General features: G+C 61.9%; 12 protein-coding genes. 8 read left to right on the top strand and 4 right to left on the bottom strand.

Annotated features, from left to right (window positions below):
• Positions 1–58: 58 nt before the first annotated feature.
• The 4 genes from ACFSNN_RS01565 to ACFSNN_RS01550 all read left to right on the top strand — a co-directional run bounded on the left by ACFSNN_RS01565 (position 59) and on the right by ACFSNN_RS01550 (position 4,976).
• Positions 59–985, top strand: coding sequence for a LysR family transcriptional regulator (locus ACFSNN_RS01565; RefSeq protein ID WP_134462113.1), 927 nt, complete (start codon positions 59–61; stop codon positions 983–985).
• Between the two features lie 352 nt (positions 986–1,337).
• Positions 1,338–2,555 carry a YbfB/YjiJ family MFS transporter gene (locus ACFSNN_RS01560; RefSeq protein ID WP_134462110.1) on the top strand — a complete coding sequence of 406 codons (1,218 nt, stop codon included), beginning with the start codon at positions 1,338–1,340 and terminating at the stop codon, positions 2,553–2,555.
• A 49-nt stretch (positions 2,556–2,604) separates the two neighbouring features.
• Positions 2,605–3,708 carry an NAD(P)H-dependent flavin oxidoreductase gene (locus ACFSNN_RS01555; RefSeq protein ID WP_134462107.1) on the top strand — a complete coding sequence of 368 codons (1,104 nt, stop codon included), beginning with the start codon at positions 2,605–2,607 and terminating at the stop codon, positions 3,706–3,708.
• Positions 3,705–4,976 carry an MFS transporter gene (locus ACFSNN_RS01550; RefSeq protein ID WP_134462105.1) on the top strand — a complete coding sequence of 424 codons (1,272 nt, stop codon included), beginning with the start codon at positions 3,705–3,707 and terminating at the stop codon, positions 4,974–4,976. Before ACFSNN_RS01555 ends, ACFSNN_RS01550 begins: the two co-directional genes overlap by 4 nt.
• 18 nt (positions 4,977–4,994) lie before the next feature.
• Here ACFSNN_RS01550 and pstS (ACFSNN_RS01545) read toward each other — a convergent pair whose 3' ends face one another.
• Entirely contained in the window at positions 4,995–6,029 is a 1,035-nt protein-coding gene (pstS, locus tag ACFSNN_RS01545; protein ID WP_134462103.1) for a phosphate ABC transporter substrate-binding protein PstS, read from the bottom strand.
• Positions 6,030–6,495: 466 nt separating this feature from the next.
• Between pstS (ACFSNN_RS01545) and ACFSNN_RS01540 the strand changes: the two genes are divergently transcribed.
• Positions 6,496–7,458, top strand: coding sequence for a CHAD domain-containing protein (locus tag ACFSNN_RS01540; protein WP_244322906.1), 963 nt, complete (start codon positions 6,496–6,498; stop codon positions 7,456–7,458).
• Positions 7,459–7,525: 67 nt separating this feature from the next.
• Here ACFSNN_RS01540 and ACFSNN_RS01535 read toward each other — a convergent pair whose 3' ends face one another.
• The gene (locus ACFSNN_RS01535; RefSeq protein WP_134462097.1) at positions 7,526–8,563 is read right to left on the bottom strand and encodes a transporter; all 1,038 of its coding nucleotides are present in this window, start codon (positions 8,561–8,563) and stop codon (positions 7,526–7,528) included.
• 293 nt (positions 8,564–8,856) lie between these two features.
• Here ACFSNN_RS01535 and pstS (ACFSNN_RS01530) point away from each other — a divergent pair, with 293 nt between their 5' ends.
• On the top strand, positions 8,857–9,897 hold the full coding sequence (gene pstS, locus ACFSNN_RS01530; protein WP_279631168.1) for a phosphate ABC transporter substrate-binding protein PstS: 1,041 nt from the start codon (positions 8,857–8,859) through the stop codon (positions 9,895–9,897).
• A gap of 71 nt (positions 9,898–9,968) precedes the next feature.
• Here the strand turns inward: pstS (ACFSNN_RS01530) and ACFSNN_RS01525 are convergent, their stop codons facing one another.
• Complete coding sequence (locus tag ACFSNN_RS01525) at positions 9,969–12,818, bottom strand: DNA-binding protein (RefSeq protein ID WP_134462091.1); 2,850 nt, start codon at positions 12,816–12,818, stop codon at positions 9,969–9,971.
• Positions 12,819–13,168: 350 nt separating this feature from the next.
• Here ACFSNN_RS01525 and ACFSNN_RS01520 point away from each other — a divergent pair, with 350 nt between their 5' ends.
• On the top strand, positions 13,169–13,825 hold the full coding sequence (locus ACFSNN_RS01520; RefSeq protein ID WP_134462088.1) for an arylsulfatase: 657 nt from the start codon (positions 13,169–13,171) through the stop codon (positions 13,823–13,825).
• Positions 13,826–13,954: 129 nt separating this feature from the next.
• On the opposite strand, the gene ACFSNN_RS01515 is transcribed toward ACFSNN_RS01520, so the two are convergent.
• Positions 13,955–14,404, bottom strand: coding sequence for a hypothetical protein (locus ACFSNN_RS01515; protein ID WP_134462085.1), 450 nt, complete (start codon positions 14,402–14,404; stop codon positions 13,955–13,957).
• Positions 14,405–14,951: 547 nt separating this feature from the next.
• Between ACFSNN_RS01515 and ACFSNN_RS01510 the strand changes: the two genes are divergently transcribed.
• Positions 14,952–15,584: a helix-turn-helix domain-containing protein gene (locus tag ACFSNN_RS01510; RefSeq protein WP_106282688.1), complete on the top strand. Its 633-nt coding sequence runs from the start codon at positions 14,952–14,954 to the stop codon at positions 15,582–15,584.
• The last annotated feature ends 21 nt before the right edge of the window (positions 15,585–15,605 follow it).

Here is a 15,605-nt window from a genome sequence, read left to right as displayed (position 1 = left end):
CGGTCCATCGCTGTAGACTCTGCCAGATCGCGTTTTCAATCACACCGGATCAGGCAACATGGACCGCATCGACGCAATGAAGGTGTTCGTCGCCACGCTCGACGAAGGCAGCCTGGCGGGCGCGAGCCGTCGGCTCGGCCGCTCGCCCGCCGCGGTCAGCCGTGCTATTGCGTTCCTCGAAGAGCATGTCGGCACAGCCTTGCTGCATCGCACGACACGCACCATCAAGCTGAGCGAAGCCGGCGAACGCTATGCCGCCGCCTGCCGCCGCATTCTCACCGATCTCGAAGAGGCCGATCTGCTGATCGCCGGCGAGCGCTCCGCGCCGCGCGGGCTGCTCACGATCACCGCGCCGGTGGCCGCCGGCCAGGATATGCTGCAGCCGATCATCGACGAATTCGTCGACCGCTATCCGGCTGTGTCGGTCCGCCTGAATATGCTCGACCGGCCGGTGAGCCTCATCGACGAAGGGATGGATCTGGCGTTGCGCATCGCTCATCTGCCCGATTCCACGCTGGTGGCGATTCCGGTCGGCGAAGTGCGGCGGGTCGTTGCCGCGTCGCCTCGCTACCTGGCGAAGCACTCTCCCATCACCGAACCGGCCGATCTGGCCCAGCATCAGATCATCTCCATGACTCACTTCGGCCTGGATTCGTGGAGCTTTCCGCCGCCGAACGGTTCGACGATTCCGCGCGTCGTGCAGTTCACGCCGCGCTTCATCGTCAATAGCATTCAGGCGGCCGTGGCCTCGGCGGTCGCGGGACACGGCGTAACCCGCATGTTTTCCTATCACGTCGCCGAACAGGTCAAGGAAGGCACGCTGAAGATTGTGCTGAGCGACAACGAACCCGCCCCGCTGCCGGTCCACCTCCTGACGCCGCACGGGCGCCTCGCCGTGCCCAAAGTGCGCGCGTTCGTCGATTTCGCGACGCCGCGTCTGCGCAAGCATTTCACCCAATCCCAGCGGATTACCACCAGAAATTGAACCGTTTCGCGGAAGAATGTCTGCCGTGTCGCGTGGATTCTCTCTTCGATCGGTTCAATCTAGACTTGTCTCCATCGAGATCACTTGGCGCAGGCCGTCGGCCATTCGGTAATTCACAGGCATGACCGACGCCACGCTCGACTCGAATCGGCAATCTTCGTGACAGGTCGCATCTTGCACATGAACGACGGCCATAGCGCCGGCGCTCCTGGCATTGTCTGCCACATTGCGAAGCATTGCGGGTTCAGTTTGCAATCCTCATAAGAGGCATTGCGAGCGGTGACCTTCGTACCTCTCGTGTCGAACCCGTCAGCAAGACGAGTCGGCGCGTAACGGAACAGTGGAGGCAGTGATGCAACGTGCAGTCGTCAACGGACCGATCCCGCCGGCATTCAGTGTGTGGCGCGGCGCGCTGGCAGGCGCCAGCGCGAGCCTGGTCGGTATCGGCCTCGCGCGCTTCGCCTATACCCCGTTGTTGCCGGCGATCGTCGGCGCGCACTGGTTCCCGGCGTCGACCGCCGCGTATCTCGGCGCGGCCAATCTCGGAGGCTATCTGGCGGGCGCGCTCGCAGGCGGTTGGCTGGCACGGCGTTTCGATGCCACCTCCATATTGCGCGCGATGATGCTGCTCGCGACCGTCGCATTCGTCGCCTGCGCCTTTCCGGTTTCGTTTCTGTGGTTCTTCATCTGGCGCTTCGCATCCGGCCTGGCCGGCGGCGCACTGATGGTTCTGGCCGCGCCGACGGTTCTCGCGCACGTGAGCCCGTCGCGCAGGGGATTTGCAAGCGGCGCGATCTTCAGCGGTATCGGTCTCGGCATCGTGGCATCCGGGACGATCGTGCCGATCCTGCTGCGCCAGGGTCTGATGCAAACGTGGCTGGGACTGGCCGCGATCTCCCTCGCGCTGACGGCCGTCGCGTGGAACGGCTGGCCCGGGCGCGGCGAATCCGCCGCGCAACACACGACGCTTCACACAAGGCATAGCCAGACTTATCCGGCTGCGCCGCTGCGCGCGCTCTACATCGAGTATGCATTGAACGCGGTCGGCCTCGTTCCGCACATGATCTTTCTCGTCGATTTCGTGGCGCGCGGACTCGGCAAGGGTCTCGATGCCGGCGCGCAATACTGGGTGCTGTTCGGACTCGGCGCGATTGTGGGCCCGCTGCTGACGGGCCATCTGGCTGACCGCGCCGGGTTCGGTCCTGCATTGCGTGCGGCCTATGTCCTGCAGATCGTCGCCGTCGCGTTGCCGGCTGTCGTGCCTGGGCCTGCGGCATTGATCGTGTCGAGCGTCGTAGTCGGCGCATTCGTGCCGGGCATCGTGGCGCTCGTGCTCGGCAGGATCAATGAATTGCTCGCGCATCATCCGGCTGCGCAGAAAGGCGCGTGGAGCGCGGCGACCACCAGTTTCGCCGTCTTGCAAGCCGTCGCGGCGTACGGTTTGTCGTTTCTGTTTGCACACGACGGCGGCAATTACACCGCGCTGTTCGTGATCGGCGCGGCGTCTTTGGCGCTTGCTCTCGCGGTGGATCTGTTCTCGGCGCTTCGCTTCAGTCCGAAGCAAGCCTAACCACTCCGCTGCACGCGACTCCACCCACTATTCGAATTGTGAGAACCCCATGACTTCCAACACCCGCTTTCTGCAGGCACTCGGCGTGCAGCATCCCATCATTCAGGCGCCGATGGCGGGCATTTCTACGCCCGCTCTCGCCGCCGCGGTTTCCAATGCCGGCGCGCTCGGCTCGATCGCCGTGGGTGCGAGCACCGCGCAGCAGGCGCGCGAACTGATTGTCGCGACGCGCGCGCTCACCAACAAGCCGTTCAATGTCAACGTGTTCTGCCATCGGCCGGCGTACAGCGATCCGCTTCGCGAAGCGACCTGGCTCGCGCATCTGCAGCCGCTGTTCGCCGAGTTCGGCGCCAGAACGCCGGTGGCGCTCAAGGAGATTTACACGAGCTTCGTGGTCGACGAGGCGCTGCTGCAAGTGTTGATCGAAGAGCGTCCCGCTGTCGTCAGTTTTCATTTCGGGCTGCCATCGCGCGAATGGATCAATGAACTGCATCGTGCCGGCATTCTGCTGTTCGGATGCGCGACCACGCCGCACGAAGCCCTGCAAATCGAGCAGACGGGACTCGATGCGATCGTCGCGCAAGGTGCCGAAGCAGGCGGTCACCGTGGCGTCTTCAATCCTGACGACGACGCGATGATCGGCACCCTTGCGCTAGTCCGGCTGATCGCCAGACAGTCGACGCTGCCGGTCATCGCCGCGGGCGGCATCATGGACGGTCAAAGCATTGCCGGCGCACTGCTCCTCGGAGCGAGCGCAGTGCAGATGGGCACCGCGTTCGTGCTGTGTCCGGAATCAGGCGCGGATGCCGCCTACCGCACCGCATTGACCACCCAACGCGCGTACCGGACGGCCGTGACGGCCGCGATCTCCGGCCGCCCTGCTCGCGGTTTGAGCAACCGGCTCTATATCGACGTAGACTCGCCGGACGCGCCGCCGCTGCCCGACTATCCGATTGCATACGACGCCGCCAAGGCGCTGAACGCCGCCGCCCGTGCCAAGGGCAACACGGAATTTGCCGTCCAGTGGGCCGGCCAGGGCGCACCGCTCGCGAGAGCGTTGCCTGCGGCGCAATTAGTTGCCACATTGATGAGCGAACTTGCCGAAGCACAGGGTCAGTCACGCTCGCATTTGTTTGCCGGGAAGACGATATGAACACCCCCTCGCAAGTTTCCGTGCCGTCCGGTCAGCCAACGCACGGCCTCGATTATTCCGCGCGACATGAACGTTACTGGCGCCGCAATCTGGCCGTGTGCGTATTCGGCTCGTTCACTACGCTTGTCAGCCTGAGCATGCTGCTGCCGTTCCTGCCCATCTACGTCCAGCAACTCGGCGTGCAGTCGCAGTCCGCCGTCATCCAGTGGTCGGGAATCGCGTTCGGCGCCACGTTCCTGGGCACCGCCGTCACGGCGCCCGTGTGGGGCCGCCTTGCCGATCGTTATGGCCGCAAGCCGATGCTGGTGCGCGCGGCCGTCGGCATGGCCGTGGTGATGTCGCTGATCGGTGTTGCGCACAACGTGCATCAACTCGTTGCCCTGCGTTTGCTCGCGGGTCTGGTGGGCGGCTACTCGTCGGCGTCGACGGTGATGGTTGGCACCCAGGCGCCGAAGGAACGCGCGGGCTGGGCGCTCGGCGTCCTGTCGACGGGCGCGCTGGCCGGCAACCTGATCGGGCCACTCGTCGGCGGTTTCTTGCCGGGCTGGCTCGGCATTCGCGGCACGTTCTTCGCCGGCGGCGCCATGATCGCGGTCGCCGCGCTGCTCACGATTTTCGTCGTCAAGGAAGATTTCGACCCGGCCACTCATTCCAGCCGGCGTCCCGCCGAACACACAACGGCGAGCACGCATCGCAACAACTACCCGGTGATCGCCGCATTGCTCGTCACGGCAATGATGGTGCTGCTCGCCAACATGTCGATCGAGCCGGTCATCACTGTCTATGTGGGCAGTCTCGGCGTGCCGTCGCTGCATCTGGCTCGCGTGGCGGGTGTCGTGATGGCCTGTTCGGCTTTCGGCAGCATGCTGACGGCCGCGCGCCTCGGCGCATTGGCCGATCGGGTCGGCAGTTGGAACGTGATCGTCGCTTGCCTGGTGCTCACTGGTCTGGTGATGATTCCGCAAGCGTTCGTTCACGCGTGGTGGCAACTGGCGGGATTACGCGCGCTGATGGGCATGACGCTGGCCGGTCTCCTGCCTGCGATTGCGAAACTCGCCCGGCATGCGGTGGAAGAGCACAAGACCGGTCAGATGCTTGGCTATTTGCAGTCGGCGCAATTCAGCGGACAGGTTGTCGGTCCGATTATCGGCGGCGTGATCGCTGTCCATCTCGGGCTGCACTCCGTGTTCTTCGTCACCGGCTCGTTGCTGGTGGCGTGTGCCGCGCTTGCGCAGTGGGCGCGGACTCGTCAGAGTCTCGCCGTTTGATCGGCGAGACTGCCACCGTCATTCGCCCGCGACTGTTTTACCCGACGGATTCTTTACCCTCGCGTGCAACTGCGTGCGAATCTCGCTCACGACTGCCGGCGGCAGCGGAATATAGTCCAGGTCCTCAGCGGCCTGGTTGCCGTTCGTCAGCGCCCAGTCGAGAAATCTCAGCGTTTCCTCGCCGCGCTCCGGTTTGTCCTGCGTGTCGTGCAGCAGGACATACGTCGCGCCGACAACCGGCCAAGCGTTCGCCCCCGCTTCGTTGGTCAGGATCGGAAAGAGCGATCTGGACCAGTCGGCGCTCGCGGCCGCGGCCTTGAATGTTTCCGGCCCGGGCTGAACCACGGCACCCGACGCATTTTCCATGGCTGCGTACGACATATGATTCTGCTTCGTGAAGTCCCACGCAACGTAGCCGATCGCGCCCGGCAAATGTTGTACGAAGGTAGCAACCCCTTCGTTGCCTCTTCCGCCTATGCCGCGCGGCCAGCGCACTGAAGTCCCCTCGCCGACCTTGCTCTTCCACTCAGGGTTGACCTGCGCGAGAAAGTGCGTCCAGATCAGCGTGGTACCTGAACCGTCGAGCCGACGAACCACCGCGATAGGCGTATCGGGCAGCTTGATCGTGGGGTTGATGGCGGCAATGGCTGGCGCATTCCAGCTGATGATTTTGCCCAGATAGATATCTCCAAGCACACGCCCCGAGAGAATCAACTCGCCAGGCTTGATACCAGGTAGATTGATGACCGGTACGACACCGCCGATTACGGTCGGAAACTGAATCAGTCCGTTCTTCGCCAACTCGTCATCGCTCAGCGGTGCGTCCGACCCGGCGAAATCGACCTGGCTGACCATGATTTCCTTCAAGCCTTCCGTCGACCCGACAGCGCGATAGCTCACCGTGCCGCCACCCGCGCGTTGATACGCGGTGGCCCATTTCGTATAGATCGGCGCGGCAAAAGTGCTGCCGGCACCGGTGATATCGGCGCTGTGCGCAGCGGCCGCCAGAAAAGCGCCGGCCACACCGGCCAACAAGGTTTGTATATAGCTCACGAAAGACCTCACTCAGAATTGTTGTTGAAGCTCATGAAGTGAAGCTCGCCGGGTAACGACGCGTGGCGCAATGAAACTATTGTCTGGCGGGCTCCTTTACGATTTCTATTTCCGCCAGTGGGTCGTCGCGCTGCGATGTGCCAATCTGAAATAGACCGTGTGCAGCGCTGAATAACAACTTTTCTTATTACAGGACGATGAAGAGCGGGAAGCAAATTGAATCGCTCTATCACCACGGCACGGAAACACTCGCCATTCGATTCGCCATACTGAACAGCGTGAGGCCTTCTGCGAGCGAAGGCATGTTGAACGGTCGAGTGGAATCCGCTGCGTGCACAGTGCGGGCATGGCCGCCGGGATTTTTACGTTGTAGGATTGGTATCACAGTTTGCCAAGCGACCCGATACGCGTCACCTTACGTTCACCTCACTTCCGTCCGCTTTTGGGACTCATGCAACTCGAGCCGATGAACTCCACACCTGACACGCGTGATCCCGCATCTGCAACCGCATCCGCACAGGAGCGCAACGCAGACAATCCCGGCAAACGAGGCGGCACGATTGCGCCGGACATGTCGCCGGCAGCGGCTTTTTCGATGCTGGCCATGCCAATGGCCGCGCAAGTGGCGCAACGCATCGGCGGCTTGTGCGTAAGCGCGGATGCGGAAAGTCCGCACAAACTGCGTGTCGTGCTGCGGCGCTTGCGTTCGCTGTGGTGGGCTTACGATCCGCTTATCGACAGATCGCAGGCAAGATGGCAGCGGCGCGAATTCAAGGCGCTCGCTGATGCCGCCGGTCAAACGCGTGACTGGGATATCCTGAAACACTTACTGGCGGAAGACGTGTCGACCGCGCATTCTTTTGCGGCGCTCATCGAACGTCTCGATCTATTGCGTGGCAATGCGCTGTTGCGCAGTCGCGCAACGATCGCCGATGCGAACGCCGAAGCCGTGCTGACGCAGCGCATAGCGAGTGTGATTCAGCAACTCGATGGATGCTCGTTCGACGAACCACTCGCGGTATTCGCCACGAACCGAGTTGCAACGGCGAAGCAGACGCTGCGAAAACGGTTGAAGCGCGCGCTGGGAAACCCGCACGCCGGCTACGCCGAACTTCACGACGTCCGCATCGCGGGAAAGAAAGTGCGCTATCTGCTGGAGTTTTTCGCGCCGCTACTCGGTAGCGGCAATGAGATCGGCGTCGTGGAACTCACGCAATTGCAGGACGAACTCGGCAAGCTTAACGATATCGTTTCGAGCGAAGCGCTACTCCTGGCGCATGCGGATCGGCTCGGTGAGTCCAGCGTAGTAGACGACGCAATCGCGTATCTCGGGCAGCGCAAAGGCCAGCACATGCAACGAGCGGATGCGGAGCTGCACGCACTCAGCGACCGGCTTGCCCTCGAGCGTCCCGGCGCCGGCATGAACTGACACTGACGATACGGCGTTACACGGCCACTGCCACTGCCACTACCACCGAAGCCGGACGCAACAGCCCTTATCGTTCCTTGCGCCGGCGAAATGCCCACCATCCCGCGAGCCCGGTAAAACCGGCGACGAGCAACACCATCACCCAGAAGCCGTGCCGGTTTTCAGCGAGCGGAATACCACCCACATTCATGCCGAAAAAGCCCGCGACGATATTGATCGGCATCGCCAAAACCGTCACCAGCGTAAGCGTAAACAGCGTGCGGTTGTTCTGCTCTTCGAGGCGGGAGATGATTTCCTCCTGCAGCAGCCTGACCCGTTCGATCAGCCCGGCCACGTCGGAGAGAACCACGGAAAACTCTTCCGTCGACTCGCGCAGGTCCTGTACGTCCTCCGAATGAAGCCAGCGCGGCGGCCTTGCGAGCAGACGGAAGATCGCTCCCGGTTCAGGCGCCAGCATGCGCTGTAAGCGCGTCAGCATTCGACGCATCGCGCCCAGGTCGATCCGGTTTTGTGTCGGCCGTTGCGAGAGAAACCTGTCCTCGATCCGGTCGACATCGGCGCTGGTTCGCCGCACGATCTGCACCAACAGGTCAGCCTGATCACGCATCAGATGAACCAGCAATTCCGCTGGAGACCTGAATAATTCGCCCTCCCGAACCGACGCGCGCAATCGGTCCACAGAACGCAGTGGCTTGAGACGCGCGGTGACGATGATCCGCTGATTCGCGTAAATCCACAGCGTCGCAATCTCGGAGGGAGTGAACTCCAGATTGAACATGACGTCGTTCACAACCGCGCGTAGTGCGCCGTCCGCATGTTCGATACGCGTGGAATGCGAGCCTTCGCGCAACGCATCGAAAAAAGTCTCGGGCAAATCGAGCTGGGCTCTCATCCAACGCTCGCTGGCACTATGCGCCAGATTGAAGTGAAGCCAGAGAAACTCGCTGCCTTCCTTCGCGGGGCCGTTGGCGTCGTGGGCCTTCAGCCATTCGGCGACTTCGTCGGCGTCGACAGAGCGGCCGGCGCGATTCGAAGAAAAGAGAAAGCCGCAGACCATGCCGGACGAGTCCGCGCCGTAGGTTTGCAGTAGCAGATCAGATTTCATAGGTCATTCAGCGTTTGCTTCCCATGCGGGATTGGCCTATCCGGCAACTGGCGGCCGGAATCGGAACCGTGGCAGCCGCCACACGTTGCCAGCTTCAGGTGCTGCACAGATTGAACCGGAATCAAAGGCCTGAGCATATCGCGGCCGATCAAAAGAAGGTTAACCCGCTAGTTTTCACGACGTCGACTTAGCGAATGCTTAAGGTTAGGCAAGCGGGTCATTTAATTGGAGTAGTCACAAGAACGTCATATTTCACCCTTAAGTTGCAGCCCATCGAAGGCGCCTGTGTCGCCATGAGGAGTCTCACCATGAATCTCAAGCAACTTACGCTGGTTGTGTGTGCTCTGTGTGCCGGCGCCGCACACGCCGCCGACATCACCGGTGCGGGCAGCACCTTCGCTGCGCCGATCTATACGAAATGGGCCGACGCCTATCAGAAAACCGGCGGCGGCAAGGTCAACTATCAAGGCATCGGTTCGTCGGGCGGCATCAAGCAGATCGTCGCGAAGACCGTGGATTTCGCCGGCTCGGACGCCCCGCTCAAAGACGACGAACTGGCCAAAGACGGGCTATTCCAGTTCCCGACCGTGGTCGGCGGCGTGGTGCCGGCAATCAACGTGCCGGGTGTGAAGGCTGGCGAACTGGTGCTGTCGGGCGAAGTGCTCGCCGGCATCTATCTCGGCAAGATCAAGAAGTGGAACGATCCGGCGATCGTCGCGCTGAACCCGAAAATCAAGCTGCCTGATACCGATATCGCCGTGGTTCGCCGCGCCGACGGCTCGGGCACCAGCTTTATCTGGACGAACTATTTGTCCAAGGTGAGCCCGGAGTGGAAGTCGAAGGTAGGCGAAGGCGCCACGGTGAGCTGGCCGACGGGGACGGGCGGCAAGGGTAACGACGGCGTGGCCGCTTTCGTGCAGCGTCTGCCGGGCGCAATCGGCTACGTCGAGTGGGCGTATGCGAAGCAGAATCACATGACCTATGCCTCGCTGAAAAACGCAGCGGGTACGGTGGTCACACCGGCAACCGACACCTTCAAGGCAGCGGCAGCGGGCGCTGACTGGTCGAAGTCGTTCTACCAGATTCTCACGAACGAGCCGGGCAAGAACGCGTGGCCCGTGGTCGGCGCAACGTTCGTGCTATTGCACACGACACAGGACAAAGCTCCGCAAGGCGCCGAAACGCTGAAGTTTTTCGATTGGGCGTTCAAGAACGGCGGCAAGGCAGCGGACGATCTCGACTACATTTCGCTGCCGGAATCCGTGACGGCTGAAATCCGCACGCAGTGGAAACAGAAAGTGAAGGATGCGTCGGGCAAGCCGGTCGCGCCGTAAGTGCCGGGGGCATGGGGCGCGCGCGGCATGCGCGCGCCTTTCTCCATTGCGCGTCTGACCCATGTCTTGCGTCAGGTCGTGACTTTCGACATCACCGCCGTGGCCGGGTCATAACGGTAGCCCTTCTGCGCGAGCTGGTGCGTCATGGTCGCGGCAATCAGTTTTTGCTGCGTCTCTCTGGAGATCAATTCGTGATCCGGCTTGAGCCGCTCCAGTTCGGATGAAAGCCGCCTGACAAGCGCCACCTCGCCGGTGCTGCGCGCGTCGATGAACAAGATTTTCTCGCTTGCTAGACCGAGCCGCTGCTTCAGGTCTTTTGCGTGCGTGACCCACTGTTCGGCCGTCGTGCGAAGCTCGCTCATGGCCTTTGCATGGGCTTTGGCTTGCGTCGACACTTGACGTTGCAATGCCGCGACCTCTTCCGCATTGTCGTTCTCCTCGGCGCGGGCTGCTAACTGCTGGGCGCGTTGAGCGTGTTGCGCGATGGCCGCGGTTTGCGCCGTGACGCGCTGCTCCAGTTGCGCGACATGGCGTTCGGCGGCCTCCGCGCGTTCCTTCACGGCGGATGCATCCTGCGACAGACGAGCAAGGTTCGCACTGACGAGTATCTTCGCCTCGGTCACGGCGCTGATCTGCTCCCGCGCCTCCTCCAGTTCATGCGTGACGCGCTGCAACTCGCTGAGTTGAGCCGACGCTTCCTCGGCCCGCACCTGGGCTGCCTCGCGCTCCGCGATAAGCACAGCGCGGGCTTGTTTCAACTCAGCTTCCACTGCGGCGAACTGCGCGTGGTTCTCGCTTGCCTGCGCTTCAGCGGCCTTTGCCTGCGATGAAGCCGCATTCAACTCCGTCAACCACCGTGCCGCTTCTTCTTCCTTGGCTTGATAGGCGCTGTTCAACGCCGCGACCTGCCGCAGGGCTTCGTCGCGTTCCTCGGTGGCTCGCGCTATTTCATCGTGCCTCGCTGATAGTTCTGCGGCCAACTCCGCTCGTGCCTTGCGTTCTTCGTCTAGCAAAACCGTTGCGGCTTGCTGTTCGGCAGCTTGCGACGCTGCGCGCTGCGCGAGTTCTTCCAAGCGTGCTTCGGCTGCCTGCGCGCGCGACGTTTCCGCGCTCAGCTCGTCGGACAGTCGCGCCGCTTCTTCCGACTTCGCCTGATGGGCGTCGCGCAAAGCGGCGAACTGCTGCCGCGTTTGCTCGTGTTCCTGCGTGACTCGCGTTACATCGTCGTTCCTGGCCGAGACAAGCGCAGTCAACTCTTCGCGTGCTTTGCGTTCTTCTTCCAGCAACGCGTTTGTCGCAGTCAGATTGGCATGATCCGCCGATGCACGCTGTTCAAATTCTTCTACACGTGTCTCTGCTGCTTGAGCGCGTGAGGTCGCGGCGCTCGCTTCCTGCGACCACCGCGTCGCTTCTTGCGAGCTCGCCTGATACGCGGCTTCCAACGTCGCGACTTGCTGCAGCGCCTGGTCGCGCTCCTGAGTGACACGCGTTATTTCGTCGGTCTTGCTGGCGACAGCCGAGGCTAATTCCTGGCGTGCCTTGCGTTCCTCTTCAAGCGACGCGTTCGCGGTTTCCAGGCTGGCATCTAGCGACGACACGCGTTGCGTAAGCTCTGCCACGCGCGCCTCTGCCGTTTGCGCGCGAGACGCAGCGGCACTCGCCTCGTGCGACTTGGCTTCATAGGCGCCGCGCAGCGATGTGATTTCCTCCAGCGCAAGATCGCGCTCTTGAGCGACGCGCGTCATCTCATCGTTCGTGACCGAAACGATCGACGCCAGTTCTTCGCGTGCCCGGCGTTCCTCTTTGATCGATGACTCCGCAGACTCCAAGTCCTCAACGTGCAGCGACACTTGCCGCGCCAGTTCTTCCGCGCGCGCCTCCGCAGCTTGCGCACGCGACGAAGCGGCGCTCGCCTCCTGCGACCGTTGCGTGGCTTCCTGCGACTTCGCCTCATGGGCGTCGCGCAAAGCGGCGATTTCCTGCTGGGCGCGATCGCGTTCCTGCGTGACTCGCGTTACTTCATCGTTCTTGCTCGTGACGGCCGTCGCCAACGCTTCGCGTGCCTGGCGCTCCTCTTCAAGCAACGCGTTCGCAGCTTCCAGTTTGGTCTGGTCGTCGGACGCGCGCTGCACGAATTCCTCGATGCGTGCCTCCGCCGCTTCAGCGCGCAAGGTAGCTGCGCTTGCCTCTTGCGCGAATCGCGTCGTCTCTTCTGTCTTCGCCTGACAGGCGTCGCTCAATGTTACGGCTTCGTGCCGCGCCTGATCTCGCTCCTGCGTGATCTGAGCGACTTCGTCGGTTTTGCCGGTCAGCGCCGTGGCCAACTCTTCGCGCGCGAGGCGCGCTTCGTCGAGCGAGGCTTTCATGCCTTCCAGTTCGGCGTCTTGCGCGGATGCACGTTGCACCAGTTCGTTGGCGTGAGTTTCAGCCGCTTCGGCGCGACCGGCGGCGCTCGCGCGTTCCGCCTCGAGGCGTAAGGCAGCACTTTCCGACGCGCTTAGCGCGTCCGTCAGCGCGCTGAGACGATCGCGCCCCGCTGCCATTTCATCGATGCTCTTTTGATACTCGGCAAGCGCTTCGTCCCGTTCCGCGCGGGCAGCTTCGAGGTGCTGGCTCACCGCGGCGAGACGTTGATTGAACGCCTTCTCCGCATCGTGCTGGGACGCCGCCCAGATCCGATCCGCGGCGCTGATGACCGTTTCGGCGAGGCCTTCCGGCAAGCCGGGCTGGACCTGCGCTTGCGGTGTGTCGGCCTGCCGCGCCTCGCGCCAGCGTTGCAAGGCTGCGACTATCGCCACCAGCGAACCGCCGCGAACCTCTTTCCAGATTGTCACTGGCGAAACTCTGCTGCCCTCTTCGACCATGCGATCGGCGATTGCAGCGATCTGTTCATCGGTGATTGTGTCTGTGTCCGTGGACATATGCGCCTCAAGAATCAATGTAACGGGGCGAAAGGTTAAATTTTATACGTTACTACGTCTGCGGACGTCCGGCGACGTTCGGGATACAAGCTAAATGACAGCTAACAGCGCGCGGACCGCTGATATTAGGGCTCAACGGGCGTCTCGAATGCGCGGAACAACGGACCATAAGGCCGCTATATCGCCGCGAATCGCTCGCGTGAAGGAGGTACCCGCGATACCGGTACGAGCGCTTGCCTTGTTAGCCCGCACCTGCGTTGCAACAATGCAGCGGAACCGATCGGGCGCCCGCCGGCGTGGAAATACGAAGCGGCGTCGACACGACACACCTGATACCGAGGCATACGGCAATGCGTATTTCGTTTCTGCATACGATGGATGGAAACCGCCAGGTGTTTGAGCAGGCAGCAGAAACGCTTGGACTGCGGGCCGAAGATCTTCACCATGAAGTGAGAGCGGACCTTCGCGAGGCGGTCGACCGAACGAAGGCGTTTACCGACGAGTTGCGCGCCCAGACAAACCAGCGTCTTCTCGCGCTGGCAGCCGATTCCGACGCTGTCATTCTCACTTGCGCCACACTCGGGCCCGCAGTGGCCGATATCAAGAGTCCGCCTGTGCCTATCGTCCGGGCGGATGTCGCTTTGGCTGCGGCAACAGCGGAAGTGGGCGGGAGAATCGTCGTATTGTGCGCGGCGGAATCGGCAATCGAAGCGACGCGGAAGCTCTTCGCGGAGCACGCAGGCAAAAGCGCTGCGTCGGTGGAAGTCGTTCACGTCGGCCACGTTTGGGCGCTGTTCAAAGCGGGCGACATTCGAGCATGCCTCGCGGCGACCGCGTCATCAGCCGATGCGGCGTATGAGGCAGGCGCGACCGTTGTCGCCTTCGCTCATCCGTGGATGGCGGCCGCCGCCGGCCTCGTTCAGAAGGGTAGACGGCCGCTCGATAGTCCGAGCGCGGCGCTGCACGCTGCGACACAGCGATTCAACGAACGCTCGAGGCACGCCTGACAGTAAACGTCGCTTGATCAGCCACGACCGGGCCGCAGACAGCCCGCGTCAAAAGAGGAATCGTGACGCCCGACTCCACGATAACTGCCGGCGACGACCCACGTTGAAGTTGTCACACTTCAAATCCGCTCACCACGGCGAACGTTTCTCGCTCTGACCGAAGCGCACGACGCGTGACTCGGCTTGGTCCACTGCGAATACCGGCGCTGTTTGCAGCTGCTGCTCGTGCAAATCAAGAAGCCTCGTGATCGGCGCGCAGTCCACTGCCGCGATCCGCCAGATTTGCCGGCTCGCGCTGCGGGCAGCGGCATCCAGAATACGTTCGGCATCGAGATAAAGGTCACGCTCCAGCGCGCCGAACCCGGCCTGTTGAAGATACCAGGCGAGGTAAAGCACCTTCACCAGTTTTGCCAGTAATTCACCATTGCCTTTGCCCGCCTGAAATGCGGCCAAGGCGAGATGCCAGCGCAACGACTGTTCGCGCACATATGTCGTGGTATGTGGCAAAAGTTTGGCTTTACCCAGCGGTTTTCTACGCGCCTGATTCCCCGTCGGTCGTTTTTTACGATTCTGAGACATGGATCGTTTATCTTGTCGATGCTGCTTTTAATTCCAGCATCGTAATGCATACGACAACGGAAAATCTATCTTCGAAACGATTTAACAGAATTTATTAGCATGCCGATCGCATCATAGACTTTTCGATTAATAAAGCGTGGGGTGATGGATATCCCGCAATCATCTGTTTCACCTAATTTTTTCAGGGTCAAGCTAACCTGGATTACCGCTCCAATCGGGACAAGCTTAGGGCCATCGTGATTATCATGGCCCGCAATATAAACGCGACCGGCAACTCAAACTAATATTGCGCTCGGCAACGACGCTATCGGGCGGCCACTCCTCGACCATGAATCAGGTTTCCGATGAGAAAAATACACGAATGTCGCGCTAGCTTCGATCTCGCGAGTCCACTACCCCGCTCAGGCCGCGCGAACCGGCTTAAATCGCTGACGAAGAGCCCACCGCCACCGCCTGAATCTCGCCCGCAGACTTGCCGCTCGCCCCAAATGTTATTATCGGAAACAACATTGTCCCTCCCAAGCGCGCATTCAAAGCATCAAGCCCCATGGACACCCATCTCGCCAAATCCGCCGATCCGTCCATCACCGACCTCGGCCGCCGCGTCCGCGCCGCCCGTCAGGCGCAGGATCTGACACTGGAAACCGCCAGCCGCCTGTGCGGCGTGTCCCGCTCGACGCTCTCGAAGGTCGAAAACGGCCTGATGTCCCCCACTTTCGATGTGCTGCAGAAAATCGTCCTCGGACTGAAGATCGAAATCGGCGAGCTGTTCGGCTCCACGCCAAAAGTCAGCGCCAGCGGCCGCCGCGCGCTGACCCGCAAAAACGAAGGTCAGCGCCACGCGTATCGCGGCTACCAGATGGAACTCCTCGCCACCGACCTCGCGCACAAGGCGATGCTGCCGTTTCGTATCCGCATCTCCGCGCACACGCTCGACGCCTTCGACGACTGGGGCCGTCACGAAGGCGAGGAGTTTCTGTACGTGATCAGCGGCAGCGTGTGCCTCTATTCGGAGTTGTACGCGCCGACGCATCTGAACGCCGGCGACAGTCTCTACTTCGACAGCCGCACCGGTCACGCAGCGGTCTCCACGAGTGAAGAAGACGCCGAAGTGTTGTGGATGGCGACCAGCGCTGACATTCCGCAAGCGCCGGCCACCATCGAATCGACGAAAAAGTAAACGCAGGCGCAGCAGCGCGCG

The sequence above is a fragment of the Paraburkholderia dipogonis genome, assembly GCF_042680985.1.
GTDB lineage: Bacteria > Pseudomonadota > Gammaproteobacteria > Burkholderiales > Burkholderiaceae > Paraburkholderia > Paraburkholderia phytofirmans.
This window is presented reverse-complemented; position numbering and strand designations above follow the sequence as displayed.